Consider the following 20,340-nt stretch of genomic DNA (forward strand, 5'->3'; position numbering starts at 1 on the left):
GGCCACATGCACTGACGGTGCCGCCGGCCGGGGGGCGCGCGGCGGTCCCCTCCGGCGCGGGCGGATGCAGGGGCGGTCGACCTGGCCCGGGATGGCGCGGCGGCCAGGCCGGCCGCCCCGACCCGCGTCATCCCGCCCCGACGGCCCTGGCGGCGATCCGGCACCGGGCCCTCCGGGAGGGCCAGCCGGCAGGGCACGCCGGATCACTCGGCAGCGGCGCGGAATGCCCGCGCGCTGCGGGCGCGGGCCGGCCGCTCAGCGCGGCGCGGTGGCGACAGCCTGGAAATTGGCCAGGCTGTCCTCGGCCACGCGGAACCACTGGATCTGCTCCACCCGGAAGCGGTCCCAATGCTCGTGGATCGCCTTGAAGCGGGCATTCTGCGCGCCGAGCTCGGCATAGAGTTCCTGCGCGGCGCGATAGAGCGACTGCATGACCTCCCGGGGATAGCCGCGCAGCTGGGTGCCGCCGGCGACCAGCCGGCGCAGCGCCGGCGGGTTGGCCACGTCGTATTTCGCCGCCGTGGCGTGGAAGGCCTCGGCGCAGGCGGTCTCCAGCATGGACTGGTAGGCCTTGGGCAGCGCCTCCCAGGCGCGCAGGTTCACCATGAAATCGGTGTTCGGTCCGGCTTCCTGGAACCCCGGATAGTAGTAGTAGCGGGCGACCCGGCCGAAGCCGAGCTTCTCGTCATCATAGGGGCCGATGTATTCGGCGCCGTCGATCACCCCGCGTTCCAGCGACGGATAGATGTCGCTGGGGGCGATCTGCTGCGGCACCACGCCCAGCTTCTGCATCACGCTGCCGCCGAGGCCAGCGATGCGGAATTTCAGGCCCTGGAGATCTTCAGTCGAGCGGATTTCCTTCTTCAGCCAGCCGCCCATCTGGGCGCCGGTGCAGCCGGCCGGGATCTGGTGGATGTTCGCCTCGGCGAAGACCGGGCGAAGCTGGTCCCGCCCGCCGGCATAGTTCAGCCAGGCGAAGGTCTGCCGGCTGTTCATCCCGAAGGGCAGGGCGGAGCCGAAGGCGAAGCTCGGGTCCTTGCCGAAATAGAACAGCGCCGAGGTGAAGCCGCATTCGACCGAGCCCTGGCCGACCGCGTCCAGGATCTGCAGCGCCGGCACCACCTCCCCGGGGCCGGAGACGGTGATCTCGAAGGCGCCGTCCGACATCTCCCGCACCCGCCGGGCCACGATCTCCGCCGCGCCATAGAGCGTATCGAGGCTGCGGGGGAAGCTGTTGGGGCAGCGCCAGCGCAGGCGCGGCTGGGCGCTGGCAAGGCCGGGCACGGCCAGGGGTACAAGGGCGGCGCCGGCGGCGCTGCCGGCGAGGATGTGGCGGCGGTTCATGGCGGCTTCCTCCGGGCGCAACGTTGCGGCGCCCTGCTGCAAGCCTGCCGAAGCGCCGGAAGGGCGGCAAGGCGGCCCCGGGAAGGGCGCTGCCCGGCCGCCAGCCGGCAAGGGATCCGCCCCCGGCGCCCGCAGGCCACTCCGGGAGGGATGGCTTCCCGGGCGGGTGCGCGCCCCGCCCCGGCTGCCTCACCCGCCGCGGCGCCCGGCCACCGGCAGGGCGGCCAGCAGGGCGGCCAGCAGCGCGGCGCTGGCCGGCACCGCCAGCGCTGGATCCCCCCAGCCCTGCTGCAGCCGCGCGCCCAGGCAGGCGCCCATGGCCAGCGCCGCCCAGCAGGCCAGTTGCTGCAGCCAGGCGGCGTGCCGGGCGCGACCCCGCAGCGCCAGGACCAGCCCTTCCATGGCGCGGGACAGGGCGCCGGTGACGAAGGTGATGCCGCCCACCCCCGGCAGGGCGGTGTTCAGCATCCCCATCGCCGGCACCATGGCGAAGGCGGCCGGCGGCAAATCCGGCGTGCCGGTGGCCGGCAGCAGCAGCGCCGCCCCCAGCAAGGACGCGACCAGCCCCAGCACCGCCGGGCCGCGCCAGGCGCCGGCCAGCGCCCCCAGCAGCGCCCCGGCCAGCGCGCCCACCGCGAACAGCCCGACCACCAGCGCCAGGGCCGCGGCGCGGCCACCCTGCCCTTCGGCGAGGGCGACACCCAGCATGGTGCTGGTGCCGCTGATGAAGCTGACGAACAGCTGGTCGAAGCGCAGCCAGCCGATGGCGTCCACGCAGCCGGCCAGCGCCACCAGCGGCACCGCCGCCCAGGGGTTCGCCGGCAGGGGCGTACCGGCCGGCGGGGCGGCCTTTCCGGCCTTGGGCAACCGCACTAAACCGCCGGTCTTTTCGGGAGTCACGCCATGCATCGTCGTCCCCTTGGGCGCCTCGTCCTGGGCGCCGCCGCCACCGCGCCGGTGGCCCTCGCCACCCCCGCCCTGGCGCAGAGCAGCCCGGAGGTGCGCTGGCGCTGCGCTTCCGCCTTCCCGCGCAACCTGGATGTGCTCTACGGCACCGGCGAGCGCATCACGCAACGCGTGGCGGCGCTGACCGACAACCGCTTCCAGATCCGCTTCTTCGCCGCCGGCGAGATCGTGCCGGGCCTGCAGGTGCTGGACGCGGTGCAGGCCGGCACGATCGAGGCCGGGCACACGCCCGTGTACTACTACACCGGCAAGGACCCCAGCTTCGCCTTCTTCACCGCGTTGCCCTTCGGGCTCAACGCGCGGCAGAACCTGGCCTGGCTGAGCCATGGCGGCGGCAACGAGCTGGCCGCCGAGCTGTTCCGCGAATACAGCCTGGTCGGCTTCCCCGCCGGCGACACCGGCGCCCAGATGGGCGGCTGGTTCCGCAACGAGATCCGCGGCCTGCAGGACCTGAACGGCCTGAAATTCCGCGTCGCCGGCCTGGCGGGCGAGATCTTCCGCCGGATGGGCGCGGTGCCGACGCAGATCGCGGCCAGCGACATCTATCCGGCGCTGGAGCGCGGGACGCTGGACGCGGTGGAATTCGTCGGGCCCCATGATGACGAGAAGCTGGGCTTCGTGCGCGTGGCGCGGAACTACTATGCCCCGGGCTTCTGGGAGGCGGGCGCGCATCTGCACCTGCTGGCCAACCAGGCGGAATTCGACAAGCTGCCGGCCGCCTACAAGGCGGCGCTGGAAGTCGCCTGCCAGGAGGCGAATGCCGACATGCTGGCGCGCTACGACCACCTGAACCCGCAGGCGCTGCGGCGGCTGGTGGCCGGTGGGGCGCAGCTCCGCTTCTGGCCGCGCGACATCCTGCAGGCGGCCTGGCGGGAGGCGCATGGCCTGTATGACGACATGTCCGGCCGCAACGAGCGCTTCAGGCGCATCTGGACCGCCTACCGCGCCTATCGCGACGAGCAGTACCAGTGGTTCCGCGTGGCCGAGAACAGCTTCGACAATTTCGCCTTCCCGGCCGCCGCCCAGCGCGGCTGAACCAGCCGGCTCCAGGCGCCCGCCTGCCCTGCGAGGCACCCCGTGACGATGCGCCGCATCGTCACGGGGGCCCGTCAGGAGGGGGCGTGGGAGGGGCCGGGCCCCTCCCGCCTTTTGGCTGTCCGGCGCCCGCACAGCCTCGCTAAGCTTCCCGCAACAACCGGGAGGCGGGCATGAAGCTGTTCATGGCGGGGATGCTGACGGAGACCAACACCTTCGCCCCCATCCCGACGGGGCGGGACGCCTTCCTCGGCGCCCGCTTCCACCGCCGGGACGGCAGCCTCGCGCCCCCCGAATTCGGCAACATCCCGCTGATCGAATGGCGCCGCCTGGCGGAGCAGGCGGGGATCGCGGTGGCGGAAGGCTGCTGCGCCAATGCCCAGCCGGCAGGGCTGACGGTGCGCCCGGTCTATGAGGCGATCCGGGCAATGATCCTGGACGACCTGCGCGCCGCGCTGCCGGTGGACATGGTGCTGCTGAACATGCACGGCGCCATGGTCGCGGAGGGCGAGGATGACTGCGAGGGCGATGTCCTCGCGGCCGTGCGGGACATCGTCGGGCCGGATGTGGTCATCGGCTGCGAGCTCGACCTGCACTGCCACCTGACCGAGCGGATGCGGGCGAATGCCGACCTGATCGTCACCTACAAGGAATACCCGCACAGCGACATCGCGGAGCGCGCGCGCGACCTGTTCGCGCTGGCGCTGCGTACGGCGCGGCGGGAGGTACGGCCGGTGATCGCCTACCGCGACCTGCGCATGATCAACATGTGGCACACCCCGCGGGAGCCGGTGCGCAGCCTGGTGGCCGACATGAAGGCCGCCGAGGGACGCGACGGCATCCTCTCCGTCTCCTTCGGCCATGGCTTCCCCTGGGCCGATGTCGCGGATGTCGGCGCGAAGATGGTCGTCATCGCGGATGGCGACGCGGCGCGCGCCGCCGCCGCGGCGGAGGCGTTCGCGGAGCGCATCTGGGCGATGCGGGCGGAGACCGGCAAGCCGCGCGAGACGCCGGACCAGGCGCTGGACGCCGCGCTGGCGGCGCCGCGCGGCCCGGTGGTGATCGCCGAGACCTCGGACAATGCCGGCGGCGGCGCGGCCTCGGACGGCACGGAGTTCCTGCGGCTGCTGCTGGACCGCGGGGTGCGCGACGCCGCCATCGGGATCGTCTGGGACCCGGTGGCGGTCAGCCTCTGCGCCGAAGCCGGGCTGGACGCCACGCTGCCGCTGCGGATCGGCGGGAAATGCGGCCCGACCTCGGGCGATCCGGTGGACGTGCAGGCGACGGTGCGTGGCCTGTCGGAGGACCATGTGCAGACCGGGCTGTCGGGCGGCCGCAGCCTGCTCGGCCCCTCCGCCTGGGTGGAGGCGGCGGGGATCCACATCATCCTCTGCACCATCCGCCAGCAGGCCTTCCATCCGGATGGCTTCACCGGCCTCGGCTGCACCCTGCACGACAAGCGGGTGGTCGTCGTGAAGTCGTCCCAGCATTTCCATGCCGGCTTCGCGCCCATCGCCGCCGATATCCGCTACGCCGCCACGCCGCGCGGATTGCTGGCGGAGTTCGCGCAGATCCCGCTGACCAAGATCCGCACGCCCTGGTGGCCGAAGGTCGCGGATCCCTGGCAGGAGGGCCGCTGAGATGACCGCGACCCGCCGCACCCTGCTGGGCGCCTCCGCCGCGATGCTGGCGATGCCTGCCTTTGCCCAGCCCGCCGGTCGCGTGCTGCGCTTCGTGCCGCATGCCAACCTGACCAGCCTCGACCCCATCTGGACCAGCGCCTGGGTCACCCGCAACCACGGCTACATGGTCTATGACACGCTCTACTCCATGGGCGCGGACCTGACGGCGAAGCCGCAGATGGCCGAGGGCCATGCGGTGGAGCGCGACGGGCTGCTCTGGACTATCATCCTGCGGGAGGGGCTGCGCTTCCACGACGGTGAACCCGTGCTGGCGCGCGACGCGGTGGCCAGCCTGCGCCGCTGGGGGCGGCGGGACAGCTTCGGGCAGAGCCTGTTCGAGCAGGTGGAGGAGATCGCCGCCCTCGATGACCGGCGGCTCACCATCCGGCTCAAGCGGCCCTTCCCGCTGCTGCTGGACGCCATCGCCAAGGTCGCACCCTGCTTCGTCATGCCGGAGCGCATCGCCGCGACCGATGCCTTCACCCAGGTGACGGACCCCGTCGGCTCCGGCCCCTACCGCTTCCTGCGCAGTGAGTGGGTGCCGGGGTCGCTGGCGGCCTATGCGCGGTTCGAGGGCTACCGCCCGCGCGAGGAAGCGGCCGAGATGCTGGCCGGCGGCAAGCGTGCGCGCTTCGACCGGGTGGAATGGCGGGTGATGCCGGACCCCGCCACCGCCGCCGCCGCGCTGCAATCCGGCGAGATCGACTGGTGGGAGAACCCGAGCAACGACCTGCTGCCACTGCTGCGGCGGAACCGCGGCGTGGTGGTGGAACAGCTGGAACCCTTCGGCACCGTCTCCACCCTGCGGCCGAATCACCTGCACCCGCCCTTCAGCAATGCGGCCTTCCGGCGGGCGATCTGGCCCGCGCTCTCCCAGGCCGACATCATGACGGCGGTCGCCGGCGCCGACCGGGCGAACTGGATCGACACCATGGGCTACTTCACGCCCGGCACGCCGCTGGCGAGCGAGGCTGGGCTGGAGGCCATCACCGCGCCGCGCAGCCTGGACGCGGCGAAGCGCGCCATCGAGGCGAGCGGCTATCGCGGCGAGCGCCTGCTGTTCATGCACACCACCGACATCCATGTGCTGGACGCGATGAGCCATGTGGTCGCCGACATGTTCCGGCGGCTCGGGCTGAACCTCGACCATGTCTCGACCGACTGGGGCACGGTGGTGCAGCGCCGCGCCAACCGTGCCGCGGTGGAGGCCGGCGGCTGGAGCGCCTTCTGCACCAACATCTCGGGCGCCGACTGCCTGAACCCCGCGACGAATGCGCTGTTCCGCACCAATGGCGCGAATGCCTGGTTCGGCTGGCCCGACAGCGGCGCGATGGAAGCGGGCCGTGCCGCCTGGTTCGAGGCGGGCGGGCTGCCGGCGCAGCAGCGCATCACGGCCGAGCTGCAGCGCCAGGCCTTCCAGGACGTGCCCTACTATCCGCTGGGGCAGTACAAGCAGCTCTCCGCCTTCCGGCGCGGGCTGGCCGGGCTGGTGCGGGCGCCGATCCCGCTGGCCTGGGAGGTGGCGAAGGCCGGCTGAGGCGCCGCCGTCACGGGCGGGGACGCCGCCCCCACTCGCACCAATCCCCGCCGGGGATCGAACCGAGCCCCGGGCCCCGTCCGGATTTAACGAAGCCCTGGAGGCCCCCAGGGCTTCGTTGACTCAAGGGTTCCAAGGGCCCTTCGGCCCTTGCCGGGTGGGTCCAGGGAGGGACAGGGGCACCCCATCGCGCTTGCGCGATGGGGACCCCGCAGCGCCCTCCAAGGATTCCCGCCCCCGGCGCCGCGCGTGGCGCGCGCGGTGCGGGCGTGCTTCAAGGCGGGCCCATTCTCCTCGGGACCTTTTCCTGCATGGATACCGCCGCGCTGCTCTCCGCCCTCGCCATGGGGGTGCTGGAGGGGCTGACCGAGTTCCTGCCCATCTCCTCCACCGGCCACCTGATCCTGCTGGGCGAGCTGATCGGCTTCCAGGGCCCGCCCGGGAAGGTGTTCGAGATCTCCATCCAGCTCGGCGCCATCTGCGCCGTCATCTGGGTGTACCGGGCGACACTCTGGCGGCTGGCCACCGGGATGTGGCGGCCGGGGGCGGAGCGGTTCTACGTCATGAACCTGGCGCTGGCCTTCCTGCCGGCGGCCGTCATCGGCGCGACGCTGCACAAGACGATCACGGAACGGCTGTTCAGCCCCCTGGTGGTCTGCGTGGCGCTGATCGTCGGCGGCATCGCCATCATCCTGATCGAGCGGCTGCGCAGGGAGCCCGCCATCCGCTCGGTGCCCGAGATCGGGCCGGTGCCGGCGCTGCTGATCGGCTTCGGCCAGGCGCTGGCGATGATCCCGGGCACCTCGCGGTCGGGGGCCACCATCATCACCGCCCTGCTGCTGGGGGTGGACCGGAAGACGGCGGCCGAGTTCAGCTTCGTCCTCGCCATCCCCACCATGCTGGCCGCCACCGCCTACAGCCTGCTGAAGGTGCGGAACGAGATCGCCTGGGATGGGATGGGCCAGATCGCGGTGGGGTTCCTGGCGGCCTTCGTGGTGGCGCTGGTCACCGTTCGGGCGGTGCTGGCGGTGATCGGGCGGATCGGCTTCACCCCCTTCGGCTGGTACCGGATCGCCCTCGGCGCCCTAGGGCTGGCGCTGCTGCTGGGCTGAACCGCCGGGGCGGCGCCGCCGCGCTGGCCGCCGCCCGCCGGGAGCGGTAGGAAGGCGGCGCCATGACCGTCCTCGCCATCCGCGACCTCACCCTGCGCATCGCCGGCCGCGCCCTGCTGGAAGGGGCGGAGCTGGTGGTGGACCCCGGCCGCAAGGTCGGCCTGGTCGGCCGCAATGGCGCCGGCAAGTCCACCCTGCTGAAGGCCATCATCGGCGACCTGGCGCCGGATGGCGGCGAGATCCGCCTGGCCACGCGGGCGCGCCTCGGCCATGTCGCGCAGGAGGCGCCGGGCGGGCCGGAGACCCTGCTGGAGGTGGTGCTGGCCGCGGATACCGAGCGCGCCGCCCTGCTGGCCGAGCTGGAAGGGCACCCCGACCCGCACCGGCTGGCCGAGATCCATGAGCGGCTGATCGCCATCCAGGCCGACAGCGCCCCGGCCCGGGCGGCGACGATCCTCGCCGGCCTCGGCTTCGACGCGGCGGCGCAGGCGCGGCCGATCGCCGAGTTCTCCGGCGGCTGGCGCATGCGCGTGGCGCTGGCCCGCGCCCTGTTCCTCGAGCCCGACCTGCTGCTGCTGGACGAGCCGACCAACCATCTCGACCTCGAGGCCACCATGTGGCTGGAGGGCTGGCTGCAGCGCTTCCCGGGCGCCGCCATCGTCGTCAGCCACGACCGCGGGATGCTGGACCGCTGCGTGGACGCCATCGCCCACCTGGATCGCAGCAAGATCACCTTCTACCCCGGCGGCTTCGAGAATTTCGTCCGCGTCCGGGCGGAACGGCAGGCGCAGCAGCTCTCCCAGAATGAGAAGCTGACGGCCGAGCGCGCCCGCATCCAGGCCTTCGTGGACCGCTTCCGCGCCAAGGCGACCAAGGCGCGCCAGGCGCAGTCCCGCCTGAAGGCGCTGGAACGCATGCCGCCGATCGAGGCGGTGGTCGAGGACACGGTGACGCGCTTCGCCTTCCCCGAGCCGACCGCGCTGCCGCCGCCCGTGCTGTCGCTGACCCGCGGCAGCGCCGGCTATGACGGCCGGACGGTGCTGCAGGGGCTGAACCTGCGGCTGGACCAGGAGGACCGGATCGCCCTGCTGGGCGCCAACGGCAACGGCAAGTCCACCCTGGCCAAGCTGCTGGCCGGCCGGCTGGCGCCACAGTCCGGGGAGGTCCACCGCGCGCCGAAGCTGCGCGTCGGCTTCTTCGCCCAGCACCAGGCGGAAGAGCTGGACCTGCGTGGCACCCCGCTCTCCCACATGCAGGCGGCGTTGCCGCGCGCGACCGAGACGCAGTGCCGCGCCCAGCTCGCCCGGTTCGGCCTGGATGCCGACCGGGCGGAGACGCTGATCAGCGCCTGTTCCGGCGGGGAGAAGGCGCGGCTGCTGCTGGCGCTCTGCACGCGGGACGCGCCGCATCTGCTGATCCTGGACGAGCCGACCAACCACCTCGACATCGATGCGCGGGAGGCGTTGGTGAAGGCGCTGGCCGAGTTCGGCGGCGCCGTCGTGCTCATCACCCACGACCCGCATCTGGTGGAGCTGGTGGCGGACCGCCTGTGGCTGGTGGCGGACGGCACGGTGCGCAGCTTCGACGGCGACCTGGACGAGTACCGCGCCCTGCTGGCCGAGCGCGCCCGGCCGGCGGCGAAGCTGGATGCGGCGCCGACCCGCCGGGACGAGCGGCGCGAGCGGGCCGAGGCACGCGTTGCCGCGGCGCCGCTGCGCGAGCGGGTGAAGAAGGTGGAAGCCGCGCTGGCGAAGCTGAACGCCGAGGCCGCGACCATCGACGGCGCGCTGACCGACCCGCGGCTCTATGCCAACAACAAGGCGGACCTGATCACCCGCGCCACCGCCCGCCGCGCCGCCATCGCGAAGGAGGTGGAGGCGCTGGAGACGGAGTGGCTGGAGCTGCAGGAGAAGCTGGAGGCGGCGTAGCGGCCCGATCGCCGGCGCGCCTCGGGCGCGGAGGCGTGAATCGGGCCGCCCACTGCATGCCCCGGTCGCCGGCGCACCGCTGGCGCGGCGTCGTGAATCCGGCCGCTCGAACGCTGCCGGCGAAGCCGCTACAGCTTCTCCACCGCCGTCAGCAGGCACCCTGGCCGGGCGGTGTGGATGTTGATCCAGCGCGTCCGCGGATCGGCCAGCGCGCGATCGAGGATCGGGGCGACATCCTTGCCCTCGCTGATGGCGCCAAGGTCGTAGAGGCACATCTCCTCCGCATCATAGCTGCGGACGGAGACGATGCCGTTGGCCAGCACGATTGGCGCGATCTCGTCCACCGCATCGAAGCGGCCGCAGTCATGCGCATGCAGGAAGATCGGGCTCGGGGTCCAGTAGACGCCCTGCGGATGCGGCAGGTTGTAGCTGCCGAGCAGCATCTCCTCGCCCGCCTCGCCGAGCCGGAGGCAGTGGCGACAGGGGAAGCCCGGCCCGTCGACCGGCCGCCGGTGCAGCGGCCGCCCCTGGTCGTCCTGGCCGGTCGCGCGCCAGCGCGCGGCGGTTTCGGCGGCAATGGGACTGCAGCGGAAGCGTGGCACGGCGTCTCTCCTCGGGGTGCGGCGCGGAGGATGGCGGCGCCCAACCGACGCCGCCATCCGATCGTTGCTCCGGCAAGCCCGGCCTTCAGCGGTCCCCGGGCCGTCAGGCGGCGACCGAGATGTCCCAGCCGGCGTGGCGATACCAGCGCCGCTCCAGGTCCAGCGGCAACCCGCGCAGCCGCGGGTCGGGCGATTGCTGATGCGCCAGCGTGATGTTGGCATGGCTGGTCACCAGCAGCCGCGTGCCGTCGGCGACCGGCATCGGGTTCTCGTGCCAGGTGCCGCGATGCAGCTGGATGGGCGTGTCGCCCGGCACCCAGAAGGCCCGCAGCGTCTGCGGGGCCGGCAGCCCGTCCTCCTCCGGCGCATCGGGCGCGGCGACCACGGTCAGGAAGCCCTGCCCCGCCAGCGGGATGAAGGCCTGGCCAAGCTGCTGATGCCGTTCGAGGAAGAGCACGCCGGTCCCGCGCGGCCGCCCTTCCACGATGAACCATTCGATCGGCTGGTCGGTCTCGAGTCCTTCGCGGAACAGGTCGAGCGTCGGGCCATAGGTGTTGATCGGCAGCCGCGGCCGGCCTGCGGTGGTGAGCAGCGTGCCGAAGGGCGCGAAATTCGCCGGCGTCGCGGTTTCGGCGCGCAGCACGCGCGTGCTGTGCACCTCGCGCCGCGTGGCAGGCGGCGCACCAGTCGTGGCGAAGGCGTTGCCCGCCGGCAGCGCGGGGATGGCGCGTTGTTGCGCCAGGGCCGGCGCCGCGGCCAGCGTGGCGGACAGCGCGCCCAGGGCGCGCCGGGTGAGGTTCGGGGTGGTCGACATCGGAGTGCTCCCGTCCGGGGTTGAGGACGCGGAACGGGTATCCCGTGATGCCATGTCGCCGCCTTCCGGCCGTTGCGCCTGCATGACGGCTGCGGCGCAGCAGGGATCGGCCCCGGCGGATGCGGCCTTCGCAGGCCGCCATGAAGCGTCGCGCGGCGGCGCGTCGCGGGCATGGCGGCCCGGGATCGCCCCGCGGTCGCGCGGCGTTCGCCTGCGCCGGCAAATCGCTATACGCTGCCCCGGTCAGCAGGAGACACGGCGATGAGCGAGGCCAGGCTTGCCCCCAACATGCCGGACTGGATGGTGCGGCATGCCAACACCTACCTGTCGAGTGGCGGCAAGGAGGGGCATGACTACAGGATCGCCCCGGCCGGCTATGGGGAGATGGTCGTCCCCGCCCTGCTGCTGACCACCACCGGCCGCAAGTCGGGCGAGAAATTCATCTTCCCTCTCTTCTACGGGAAGGCGGGCGACAGCTATGTCATCGTCGCCTCGAAGGGCGGCGCGCCGGAGCATCCCGGCTGGTACCGCAACATCCTTGCGAATCCCGAGGTGGAGATCCAGGTCGGCACCACGAAGCTGAAGGCGCGCGCCCGCACGGCGTCGGGCGAGGAGCGCGCCGGGCTTTGGCAACTCGCGCTCGGCTTCTGGCCGCCCTATGCCGACTACCAGAAGAAGACGGACCGCGAGATCCCGGTCGTGGTGCTCGACCCGCTCGGCTGACGGCGGGCAGCTGGCGCGGGCGGCGTCACGCCTCGCGCAGCACCCCGGCCAGCAGGCGCGCGGCGCGCCGCAGCGCCGCCGGGTCGTGGCCGGAAAAGCCCAGCATCAGGGCCGGCGCCGCGGCCGAGGCGAGGTGCATCGGGCTGACCGGTCGCGCCACCACGCCGCGCCGCGCGGCGGTTTGCGCCACCGCCACATCCTGCCGTCCCGGCAAGGGCAGCAGCAGCTTCAGCCCCTGGTCCGGCGCCTCGACCTCCAGCCCCTGCTCGCGCAGCGCCGCCACCAGCGCGTCGCGTGCGGCGCGGTATTGCAGCCGCATCCGCCGCAGATGCTGGGCGAAATGCCCTTCCGCCAGGAAGTCGGTCACCACGCCCTCGGCCAGGGTCGCCGGGTGCCAGTCGCTGCGCAGCCTCGCCTCGCGCAGCGGCGCCAGCAGCGATGGCGGCAGCACGCAGTAGCCCAGGCGCAGCCCGGGAAACAGCACCTTGCTGAAGGTGCCGACATAGATCACCCGTCCCGCCTCATCCACGCCCTGCAGGGACGCCAGCGGGCGACCCGCGTAGCGGAATTCGCTGTCGTAGTCGTCCTCCAGCACGAAGGCGCCGGCGCGCCGCGCCCAGGCCAGAAGCTCCAGCCGCCGCGCCATGGAAAGCACGACGCCGAGCGGGTATTGCGCGGACGGCGTCACATAGGCGAGCCGCGCCTCTGGCGCCGCCGCGACACCCGCTGCCACCTGCATCCCCTGCGCATCCACCGGCACGGGGATCAGGCGGGCGCCGGCCGCCGCCAGCGCGGCGCGCAGCGCGGGATAGCAGGGATCCTCCACCCAGACCGGGTCGCCAGGCCGCACGAGGACGCGCAGCACCAGGTCGATCGCCTGCTGCGCGCCGGCCGTCACCACCACCTGGTCCGGATCGCAGCGCACCGCCCGGGCGGTGCGGAGATAGGCGGCGATCGCCTCCCGCAGCGCCCGGCTGCCCTGCGGGTCGCCATAGCCGAACATCGCCGGGTCGGGCGCCGAAAGCCGCCGCAGCGCCAGCGTCCGCCAGACGCGCTGCGACCGCGCGTCCCAGCCGGTGCGGCCGGTGTTGAAGGGCAGGGCGGAGAACTCGTCCGCTTCCTGCGCAGGCGGGGGCGCGGCCGGCAGGGCGGGCGGGGCCGCGCGCTCCAGGTCCTCCGGCAGGTCGCGGGAGACGAAGCTGCCGGCGCCGACCCGTCCCTCGATGAAGCCTTCGGCCAGCAACTGGTCATAGGCGGCGACCACGGTGTTCCGTGCCAGGCCAAGCTGCCCGGCCAGGATGCGGGTCGGCGGCAGCCTGGCCCCCGGCGCCAGCCCGCCGGACAGGATGGCGCCCCGCAGCCCCAGATAGAGCTGCCGCAGGACCGGCACGCCCGATGCGCGATCGAGCGGCGGCAGGACAGGGTCGAGCGCCATGCGGATTGGACCAGTGAAGAGCGCCAGGATTGGCCCTCGCGCCGGTCCAATCATGCGGCTGTAATGTGCGCCTGTCCAACCCGTGTCCCGAGTTCCCGATGCCCGACACCGTCCCGCCATCCGGCTCCTACCCCGTTTCCGAGCGGAACAAGGTCCGCCGCCTGCACGAAAGGGGCCGCTACGACCGCGAATCGGTCCATGCCATCCTCGATGCCGCGATGCTCTGCCACATCGCCTATGTCATCGACGGCCAGCCCTACTGCACGCCGACCGCCTTCTGGCGGGAGGACGACCATCTCTACTGGCATGGCTCCTCCGCCAGCCGGATGCTGCGCAGCCAGAAGGGCGGCGTGGCGGTCTGCCTGACCGTGACGCATCTCGACAGCCTCGTGCTCGCCCGCTGCGGCTTCAACCATTCGGTGGATTACCGTTCGGCGATGTGCTTCGGCACGGCGCGGATCGTCGAGGACGCGGCGGAGAAGGCGCGCGCCCTCGACGTCATGATCAACCGCTTCTACCCGGATCGCGCCGCCACCCTGCGCCAGAGCACCACGCAGGAGCTGAAGGCGACGACCGTCATCGGCATGCGGATCGAGGAGGCCTCGGGCAAGATCCGCAGCAAGGGCGTGGCCGACGAGGAGGAGGACTATGCCCTGCCGATCTATGCCGCGCGCTTCCCGGTGCGGCAGGTGATCGGCGCGGCGGAGCCCTGCCCGCGCATGCCGGCCGGCGTGCCCTATCCGGAAGGCCTGGCCGGCTTCACCGATGGCCGGCGGCTGGACGAGATCATGCTGGAGGCGCAGCATCGCCTGTATGGCGAGGACTGAGCTGGCGACCGCTTCGGCGGTGGAATTGGCGGCGCTGGTGCGCGTGAAGCGCGCCTCGCCGCTGGAGGTGACGGAGGCGGTGCTGGCGCGCATCGCCGCCTGGGAGCCGCGGCTGAACGCCTTCGCCGCGCTGGATGCCGACCGCGCGCGCGATGCGGCGAAGGCGGCCGAGGCGGCGGTGACGCGCGGCGCGGCGCTGGGCCCGCTGCACGGGGTGCCGGTCACCATCAAGGACATCCAGGCGGTGGCCGGCCTGCCGACGCGGCGTGGCTCCCGCCTCTCGGACGCCACGCCCGCGGCCGCGGATGCGCCGCTGGTCGCGCGGCTGCGCGCGGCCGGCGCCATCATCCTCGGCAAGACCACCAGCACGGAACAGGGCTGGACCGCGGTCAGCCATTCGCCGCTGACCGGCGCGACCCACAACCCGTGGCAGCACGGCATGACCGCGGGCGGCTCGTCCAGCGGCGCCGCCGCGCTCTGCGGCGCCGGCTGCGGGCCGCTGCATCTCGGCACCGACGGCGCCGGGTCCATCCGGCTGCCGGCGCATTTCTGCGGCGCCGTCGGCTTCAAGCCGACCTATGGCCGCGTGCCCTATGCGCCGGTGCCGAACAACGGCGCGCTGTCGCATGCCGGGCCCATCGCCCGCAGCGTGGCCGATGCGGCGCTGATGTTCTCCGTCATGGCCGGGCCGCATCCGCTGGACCACACGACGCTGGGCGAGACCTTCGGGCCGGAAGTGCCGCCGGGCGGGCTGCACGGGCTGCGCATCGCCTACAGCCCGGACCTGGGCCATGCGAAGGTGGACCCGGAGGTGGCGGCGCTGGTCGCCCAGGCGGTGCGCGCGATGGAAGATGCCGGCGCGCGGGTGGAGCAGGTGACGCCGCCCTGGGGCCCGGCCGGGCCGGCGCTGGAACGCGACATCTGGGGCGGTGCCATGCGGCCCTTCCTGGCGCGGGACGCGGCCGAGGCGGCACGGATGGATCCTGGCCTGGTCGCCTGCACCGAGGCGTATCGCGGCTTCTCCTTCATGGATGGCCATGCCGCGCAGGGCCGTCGCTTCGCCTATGCGGCGGCGGTGAATGCCTGGTTCGCCGAGGCGGGGTTCGACCTGCTGGCGACCCCCAGCGCCTCGGTCGCTGCCTTTCCTGTCGGCCTGCAACGGCCGCCGCATTGGGACCCGCATGACTGGGACTGGCTGGTCTGGGCGGAATTCTCCTACCCCTTCAACCTCTCGCACGGGCCGGCCATCTCGCTGCCCTGCGGCCGGACCGCGGCGGGCCTGCCGGTCGGCGTGCAGCTTGCCGGGCCGCGGCTGGCGGATGCGCTCGTGCTGCGCGCCGCGGCCGGATTCCAGGTGGCCGCACCTTTCACGCCGGTCATTGCGCCGACATGAGATAGTCGGCCCGGCTGCGCGATGATGCGGTGCTCCCGGAGGATTGCCGCATGAACCGCATCTCCCGCCGCGCGCTGCTGCAGGGCGGCGCCGCCTTCGCCTGCACCCGCTTCATCCGCGACGCCAGCGGTGCCGAGACGCCGCGCATCCAGGCACCGGAGGTGGACAGCCTTTCCATCCAGGTCGTCACCGATGGCGCGCATGACATCTTCATCAGCGGTGCGCAGGTGCCCGGCGTGACGATCGAGCGGGTGCGCGGCTTCGCCGGCCCGCGCGTCAACCGGGCCCTGAAGAGCGAATGGGGCCTCTCGCTCTGGCTCAGCTCGACCAGGGGGGCGGAGGAGAAACGCCTGCTGCTGGATTTCGGCTGGACCGGCGAGACCATCGGCAACAACCTCGACCTGCTCGGCCTCGATCCCGCGACGCTGGATGCGCTGGTGGTCAGCCATGGGCATTACGACCATTTCGGCGGGCTGGAAGGCTTCCTAGCGAAGTACCGCGCCCGGATGAAGCCCGAGATCACGCTCTATCTCGGCGGAGAGGACGCCTTCTGCCAGCGCGTCCTGCCGGCGGGCAACGGCGCCTTCGCCAGCTTCGGCCGGCTGGACCGATCCCTGCTGGCTGCCGCGCGGGTGACACCGGTGCTGAGCGAGGATCCGTTGGTGATCGAGGGCCATGCCTTCACCACCGGCGCGGTGCCGCGCGTCAGCCAGGAACGCGTATTGCCCAACAGCTTCGTCGTCTTCGGCCAGCAGGATGGCGCGGGTTGCGACACCGCGAGATATGCGTCGCACCACTTCACGCCGGCGGAGCTTGCCGGCCAGCCCATGCCCGACCAGCACCTGCACGAGCACGCCACCTGCTACCACGTGAAGGGGCGCGGCCTGGTCGTCATCACCTCCTGCGGGCATGGCGGCATCCTGAACACCCTCCGCCGCGCCCGGGCGGTGACCGGCGTGCAGAAGGTGCATGCGCTGGTCGGCGGCTTCCACCTGGCGCCGGCGACGCCCGACTACCTGAACCGCGTGTTGGCCGAGCTGAAGGAGCAGGACGTGGACTACCTGTTCCCCATGCATTGCAGCGGGCCGAATTTCCTCGAAGCCGCAAAGCGGGACATGCCCCAGGCGCTGGTGCTCTGCACCACGGGCAGCCGCTTCCTGTTCCGGACGTGACATCGCGGCAACACGGGCTGCGGACCATCGCCATCGTGACCCGGGCGCGATAGGTCCAGTACTGGTGGCCATATCCGGTCGCCCATCACGGGAGGAAGGGCGACATGATCACCGGCCACATCATGCGGAATCTCTGGGCCTGGACCGCTGGCGGCCTGGCCATCGCCGTGCTCTGCGTCTGGGGGCGGATGCAGTTCGGCAACGGCCATCATTTCGGCGATTTCGCCAGCCTCGCCTTCATGTTCGCCGGCACCACCATGATCCTGATCAGCCAGCGCGGCCTGGTCCGGCCCGAGATGGACCCGGACGCGGCGTGATGCGCGCCGCCGTGCCGGCTGACATGGTCGTGCGCGGCACGGTTGTATACTTGTTGCACGCAGCGTAAGCGTCTTTCCTGCGTTGTCCTGGTTGCAGCGCCCGGGTCCTTCGGAATCCGGGCGGAACGACAGACACGGCAAGGGGAAGGCTGCATGGTTGATGTGGTTGGCACGGCGTTGCGCGATACGCTGGCAGGGGGCGCCGGCGGCGATCTGATCGCGGGGGGCCGCGGCGACGACTTCCTCATCGGCGGCGGCGGCGCCGACCGCTTCGCCTACGCGCCCGGCGACGGGCTGGACTGGATCGCTGATTTCCAGCCCGGCGTGGACAAGCTGGTCTTCGGCGGCGGCATCGCCCCCAGCGACATCGTGGCGACGCCCTTTATCCTGGAAGGCGTGGCAGGGCTCGCGGTGTTCTACCGCCCCGGCACCTCGGAGAACGCCTTCCTGGCGAATGTCTCGGCGCTGCAGCCGAACGACATTGTCTTCCAGGCGCTGCCGCCGCTGCCGCTCGCCAACACGGCGGTGGACTACAACGGCGACCGCTTCGCCGACCTGCTCTGGCAGAACCGCGACGGCACCCTGGCGGAATGGCAGATCACCGGCGGGTCCCTGCTGGGCGGCGCGATCGTCGCCAATCCCGGGCCGGACTGGTCGGTCGCTGGCACCGGGGATTTCGACGCCAACGGCCGCGGCGACATCCTGTGGCGCAACGCCCAGGATGGCAGCATCGCGCTGTGGCAGATGAACGGCCCGGCCATCGCCGCCGGCGCGCTGGTGGCCAATCCCGGCCTCGGCTGGACGGTGCACGGCACCGGCGATTTCGACGGCGACGGGCGGACGGACGTGTTGCTGCGCAACGCCGATTCCAGCCTGGCGCTGTGGCAGATGAACGGGTCGACGATCGCCGCCGGCACCATCCTGCCGCCGGCGGGCAGCAACCTGTCCATCGCCGGCATCGGCGACCTGGACGGTGACCGGCGCGCCGACATCGTCTGGCGCGGCACCGACGGCTCGGTCCAGGTCTGGCAGATGAACGGGGCGACGCCGGTGGCCACCGCCACCGTCGCCAATCCCGGCAATGAATGGAAGGTGGTGGCGGTCGCCGATTTCGACGGCGATACCAAGGCGGACATCCTGTTGCAGAACGATGCCGGCCCGGTCGCGCTGTGGAAGATGAACGGCGCGGCGCTGGTGTCCGGCACGGTGGTCGCGGATCCCGGCCCGGCCTGGCAGCCGCAGGCGGTCGGCGACTTCAACGCCGATGGCCGTGCCGACATCGCCTGGCGCAATGTCGCCGATGGGTCAGTGGCGCAGTGGTTCATGAACGGCGCCACCATCGCCGCCAGCAGCCTGCTGCCCAATCCGGGCCCGGACTGGCTGCTGGCCTGACGCCAAACTGCCGTAAGGGGCCTGGGCGCGCGCTGCGTCCAGGCCCCGCGGGCGTTACCAGCGCAGCGCCTTCACCGCCGCGATCGGCTCCACCCCTTCGGCCCGCGCCACCGCCTGCAGCAGATCGGCCGACGGGTTGTCGCCATGCGCATGCTGCGCCAGGCCGGTCAGGGCCCAGAGCGCATCCAGCCCCGCCGCCTGCGCGCCGGCCAAGTCGGTATGCGGGCTGTCGCCGATCGCCAGCACCCGCCGGCGATCCGACATGCCGAGCAGTTCCAGCACCGGGTCGTAGACCGCCGGGTCGGGCTTGCCGACTTCGAAGATGAGGTCCTCGGGCGCCCGCTCCACGCCGCCTCGCCCTGATGCCGTCCCTGCGGCCCGCCGGCCATCGGGTGCCAGCATCGGCTTGTAGAGATCGGCCAGCGCGCCGGCGCAGATCACCCGGTCCTCCCCCACCATCACGAAGCGGTCGGGATTGACGCAGAGCATGGGCAGGCCGTGCCGTGCCGCTGCCTCCAGGGCCGGGCGATAGGCCTCGGCGCTATGGGCGCCGCGGTCCGGGTCCGGGCCGGTGTTCAGCAGGAAGTCGGCTTGCGCCGCGTCCGGCACCAGTTCCGCCGCGCCGTCCTCCGCCACCGAGAGGTCGCGTTCCGGCCCGATATGGAAGGCGCGCGGGCCCAGCCGGGCGAACCAGGGATGGTCCTTCGCCTTCAGCATCCGCCAGGCGACCTCGCCCGAGGAGATGATGCCGTCATACAGCGCGCGGTCGAGGCCCATGCGGTCCAGCATCCGCTCCACATACCAGGCGCGGCGCGGCGCATTGGTCAGGAAGACCACGCGCTTGCCGCGCGACTTCAGCGCGGCCAGTGCCTCCGGCACGCCGGGATAGGGCCGCTTGCCGTCATGCACCACGCCCCAGAGGTCGAGGACGAAGCCGTCATAGCGATCGGCGACCGGCGCGATGCCGTCCAGGATGTCCATGGCTGTTCCTTTCAGGCGTCGAGGCCGACCGCATCGGCAACCCGCGTGATGCCGTCGCGCCGCAGCAGCGCGGCGAGGTCCCGCTTGATGCGCGGCACCAGCGCCGGCCCGCCATAGGCAAAGCCGGTATAGAGCTGCACGAGCGACGCCCCGGCGCGGATCTTGGCAAGTGCCTCGGCGCCGGAGGAGACGCCGCCAACGCCGACCAGCGCCAGGCGTCCACGCGCCAGCCGGTAGGCTTCGCGCAGCATGGCGGTGGAGCGTTCGAGGAGCGGGGGGCCGGAAAGCCCGCCCGCCTCGGCGCGATGCGGGCTGCGCAGGCTGCCGGGCCGCGCAATGGTGGTGTTGGAGATGATGATGCCGGCGACGCCCCGCGCCGCGCAGGCCTCGACGATCGGGCCCAGCGCATCCGCCGCCAGGTCGGGCGCGATCTTGACCAGCAGCGGCGGATCCGAGGTTCGCCGCACGGCGGCAATCGCATCGAGGATCTCGATCAGCCGCTGCTCGCCCTGCAGGTCGCGCAGGCCCGGCGTGTTGGGGGAGGAGACGTTCACCGTCACGTAGTCCACGACCAGCGCCAGCGCGGCATAGAGCGCGGGGTAGTCGCGCGCCGGATCGGCGCCGTCCTTGTTCACGCCGATATTGCCGCCCAGCACCGCTGGCCGCGGCCGCGGCAGCGCAGCGAGGCGGGAGCGGTAGGCGCCCAGCCCCGCGTTGTTGAAGCCCATGCGGTTGATGACCGCCCGGTCCTCCTCCAGCCGGAACAAGCGCGGCCGCGGGTTGCCGGGCTGCGGGCGAGGGGTGACGGTGCCGGTCTCGACGAAGCCGAAGCCCAGCCGCATCAGCGCCGTCACCGCCTCGGCATTCTTGTCGAAGCCGGCGGCCAGGCCGATGGGGTTGCGGAAGGACAGGCCGAAGGCGCGGGTCGCCAGCACCGGGTCGTCCGGTGCGGCATCGCGGCCGGCGAGGCCGGCGCGGAGCGCGCGCAGCGCCAGGCCATGCGCGGCTTCGGCATCCATGGCGCGCAGCAGCGGCAGGAAGGCGGAGGCGAGGCGGGGGGTCATCGCCGCGCCTCATGCC

The 20,340-nt window shown here is 72.5% G+C and carries 18 protein-coding genes; 11 read left to right on the forward strand and 7 right to left on the reverse strand.

Annotation, left to right across the window (positions count from 1 at the left end; all coding sequences use genetic code 11):
• Positions 1-255 precede the first annotated feature (255 nt).
• Together E2C05_RS00010 and E2C05_RS00015 are read right to left on the reverse strand one after the other, a co-directional pair.
• Complete coding sequence (locus E2C05_RS00010; protein WP_133217528.1) at positions 256-1,344, reverse strand: TRAP transporter substrate-binding protein; 1,089 nt, start codon at positions 1,342-1,344, stop codon at positions 256-258.
• A 189-nt stretch (positions 1,345-1,533) separates the two neighbouring features.
• Positions 1,534-2,211, reverse strand: coding sequence for a DUF1275 family protein (locus E2C05_RS00015; protein WP_200305426.1), 678 nt, complete (start codon positions 2,209-2,211; stop codon positions 1,534-1,536).
• Between the two features lie 36 nt (positions 2,212-2,247).
• On the opposite strand from E2C05_RS00015, the gene E2C05_RS00020 reads away from it, so the two are divergent.
• From E2C05_RS00020 to E2C05_RS00040, 5 genes are all read left to right on the forward strand, one after another.
• On the forward strand, positions 2,248-3,345 hold the full coding sequence (locus tag E2C05_RS00020; protein ID WP_133217530.1) for a TRAP transporter substrate-binding protein: 1,098 nt from the start codon (positions 2,248-2,250) through the stop codon (positions 3,343-3,345).
• Positions 3,346-3,518: 173 nt separating this feature from the next.
• The gene (locus tag E2C05_RS00025) at positions 3,519-4,985 is read left to right on the forward strand and encodes a M81 family metallopeptidase (RefSeq protein WP_133217531.1); all 1,467 of its coding nucleotides are present in this window, start codon (positions 3,519-3,521) and stop codon (positions 4,983-4,985) included.
• 1 nt (position 4,986) lies between these two features.
• Positions 4,987-6,564, forward strand: coding sequence for an ABC transporter substrate-binding protein (locus tag E2C05_RS00030; RefSeq protein WP_133217532.1), 1,578 nt, complete (start codon positions 4,987-4,989; stop codon positions 6,562-6,564).
• Between the two features lie 311 nt (positions 6,565-6,875).
• A complete protein-coding gene (locus E2C05_RS00035; RefSeq protein ID WP_133217533.1) occupies positions 6,876-7,676 on the forward strand; it encodes an undecaprenyl-diphosphate phosphatase in 801 nt (266 codons plus the stop codon).
• Between the two features lie 62 nt (positions 7,677-7,738).
• Positions 7,739-9,604, forward strand: coding sequence for an ABC-F family ATP-binding cassette domain-containing protein (locus tag E2C05_RS00040; protein WP_133217534.1), 1,866 nt, complete (start codon positions 7,739-7,741; stop codon positions 9,602-9,604).
• Positions 9,605-9,732: 128 nt separating this feature from the next.
• On the opposite strand, the gene E2C05_RS00045 is transcribed toward E2C05_RS00040, so the two are convergent.
• Positions 9,733-10,206 (reverse strand): DUF1203 domain-containing protein, encoded by a 474-nt coding sequence (locus tag E2C05_RS00045; protein ID WP_133217535.1) that lies wholly within the window; start codon positions 10,204-10,206, stop codon positions 9,733-9,735.
• Positions 10,207-10,309: 103 nt separating this feature from the next.
• The gene (locus E2C05_RS00050) at positions 10,310-11,020 is read right to left on the reverse strand and encodes an ureidoglycolate lyase (RefSeq protein ID WP_133217536.1); all 711 of its coding nucleotides are present in this window, start codon (positions 11,018-11,020) and stop codon (positions 10,310-10,312) included.
• Positions 11,021-11,281: 261 nt separating this feature from the next.
• Here E2C05_RS00050 and E2C05_RS00055 point away from each other — a divergent pair, with 261 nt between their 5' ends.
• Positions 11,282-11,743 (forward strand): nitroreductase family deazaflavin-dependent oxidoreductase, encoded by a 462-nt coding sequence (locus tag E2C05_RS00055; protein ID WP_133217537.1) that lies wholly within the window; start codon positions 11,282-11,284, stop codon positions 11,741-11,743.
• 25 nt (positions 11,744-11,768) lie between these two features.
• On the opposite strand, the gene pdxR is transcribed toward E2C05_RS00055, so the two are convergent.
• The gene (gene pdxR / locus E2C05_RS00060; RefSeq protein ID WP_133217538.1) at positions 11,769-13,178 is read right to left on the reverse strand and encodes a MocR-like pyridoxine biosynthesis transcription factor PdxR; all 1,410 of its coding nucleotides are present in this window, start codon (positions 13,176-13,178) and stop codon (positions 11,769-11,771) included.
• 98 nt (positions 13,179-13,276) lie between these two features.
• On the opposite strand from pdxR, the gene E2C05_RS00065 reads away from it, so the two are divergent.
• From E2C05_RS00065 to E2C05_RS00085, 5 genes are all read left to right on the forward strand, one after another.
• Positions 13,277-14,005, forward strand: a complete 729-nt coding sequence (locus tag E2C05_RS00065) for a pyridoxamine 5'-phosphate oxidase family protein (protein WP_133217539.1) — start codon at positions 13,277-13,279, stop codon at positions 14,003-14,005.
• Positions 13,992-15,398, forward strand: a complete 1,407-nt coding sequence (locus E2C05_RS00070) for an amidase family protein (RefSeq protein ID WP_133217540.1) — start codon at positions 13,992-13,994, stop codon at positions 15,396-15,398. The genes E2C05_RS00065 and E2C05_RS00070 overlap by 14 nt, the downstream gene beginning before the upstream one ends.
• Positions 15,399-15,448: 50 nt before the next feature.
• Complete coding sequence (locus E2C05_RS00075; protein WP_133217541.1) at positions 15,449-16,570, forward strand: MBL fold metallo-hydrolase; 1,122 nt, start codon at positions 15,449-15,451, stop codon at positions 16,568-16,570.
• A 104-nt stretch (positions 16,571-16,674) separates the two neighbouring features.
• On the forward strand, positions 16,675-16,887 hold the full coding sequence (locus E2C05_RS00080; RefSeq protein ID WP_133217542.1) for a hypothetical protein: 213 nt from the start codon (positions 16,675-16,677) through the stop codon (positions 16,885-16,887).
• A gap of 153 nt (positions 16,888-17,040) precedes the next feature.
• The gene (locus E2C05_RS00085) at positions 17,041-18,279 is read left to right on the forward strand and encodes an FG-GAP-like repeat-containing protein (RefSeq protein ID WP_133217543.1); all 1,239 of its coding nucleotides are present in this window, start codon (positions 17,041-17,043) and stop codon (positions 18,277-18,279) included.
• A gap of 54 nt (positions 18,280-18,333) precedes the next feature.
• Here E2C05_RS00085 and E2C05_RS00090 read toward each other — a convergent pair whose 3' ends face one another.
• Positions 18,334-19,260 (reverse strand): TIGR01459 family HAD-type hydrolase, encoded by a 927-nt coding sequence (locus tag E2C05_RS00090; protein ID WP_133217544.1) that lies wholly within the window; start codon positions 19,258-19,260, stop codon positions 18,334-18,336.
• An 11-nt stretch (positions 19,261-19,271) separates the two neighbouring features.
• Positions 19,272-20,324: a quinone-dependent dihydroorotate dehydrogenase gene (locus tag E2C05_RS00095; protein WP_133217545.1), complete on the reverse strand. Its 1,053-nt coding sequence runs from the start codon at positions 20,322-20,324 to the stop codon at positions 19,272-19,274.
• Positions 20,325-20,340: the final 16 nt, after the last annotated feature.

It is taken from the genome of Paracraurococcus ruber, from assembly GCF_004353985.1.
Classification (GTDB): domain Bacteria; phylum Pseudomonadota; class Alphaproteobacteria; order Acetobacterales; family Acetobacteraceae; genus Paracraurococcus; species Paracraurococcus ruber.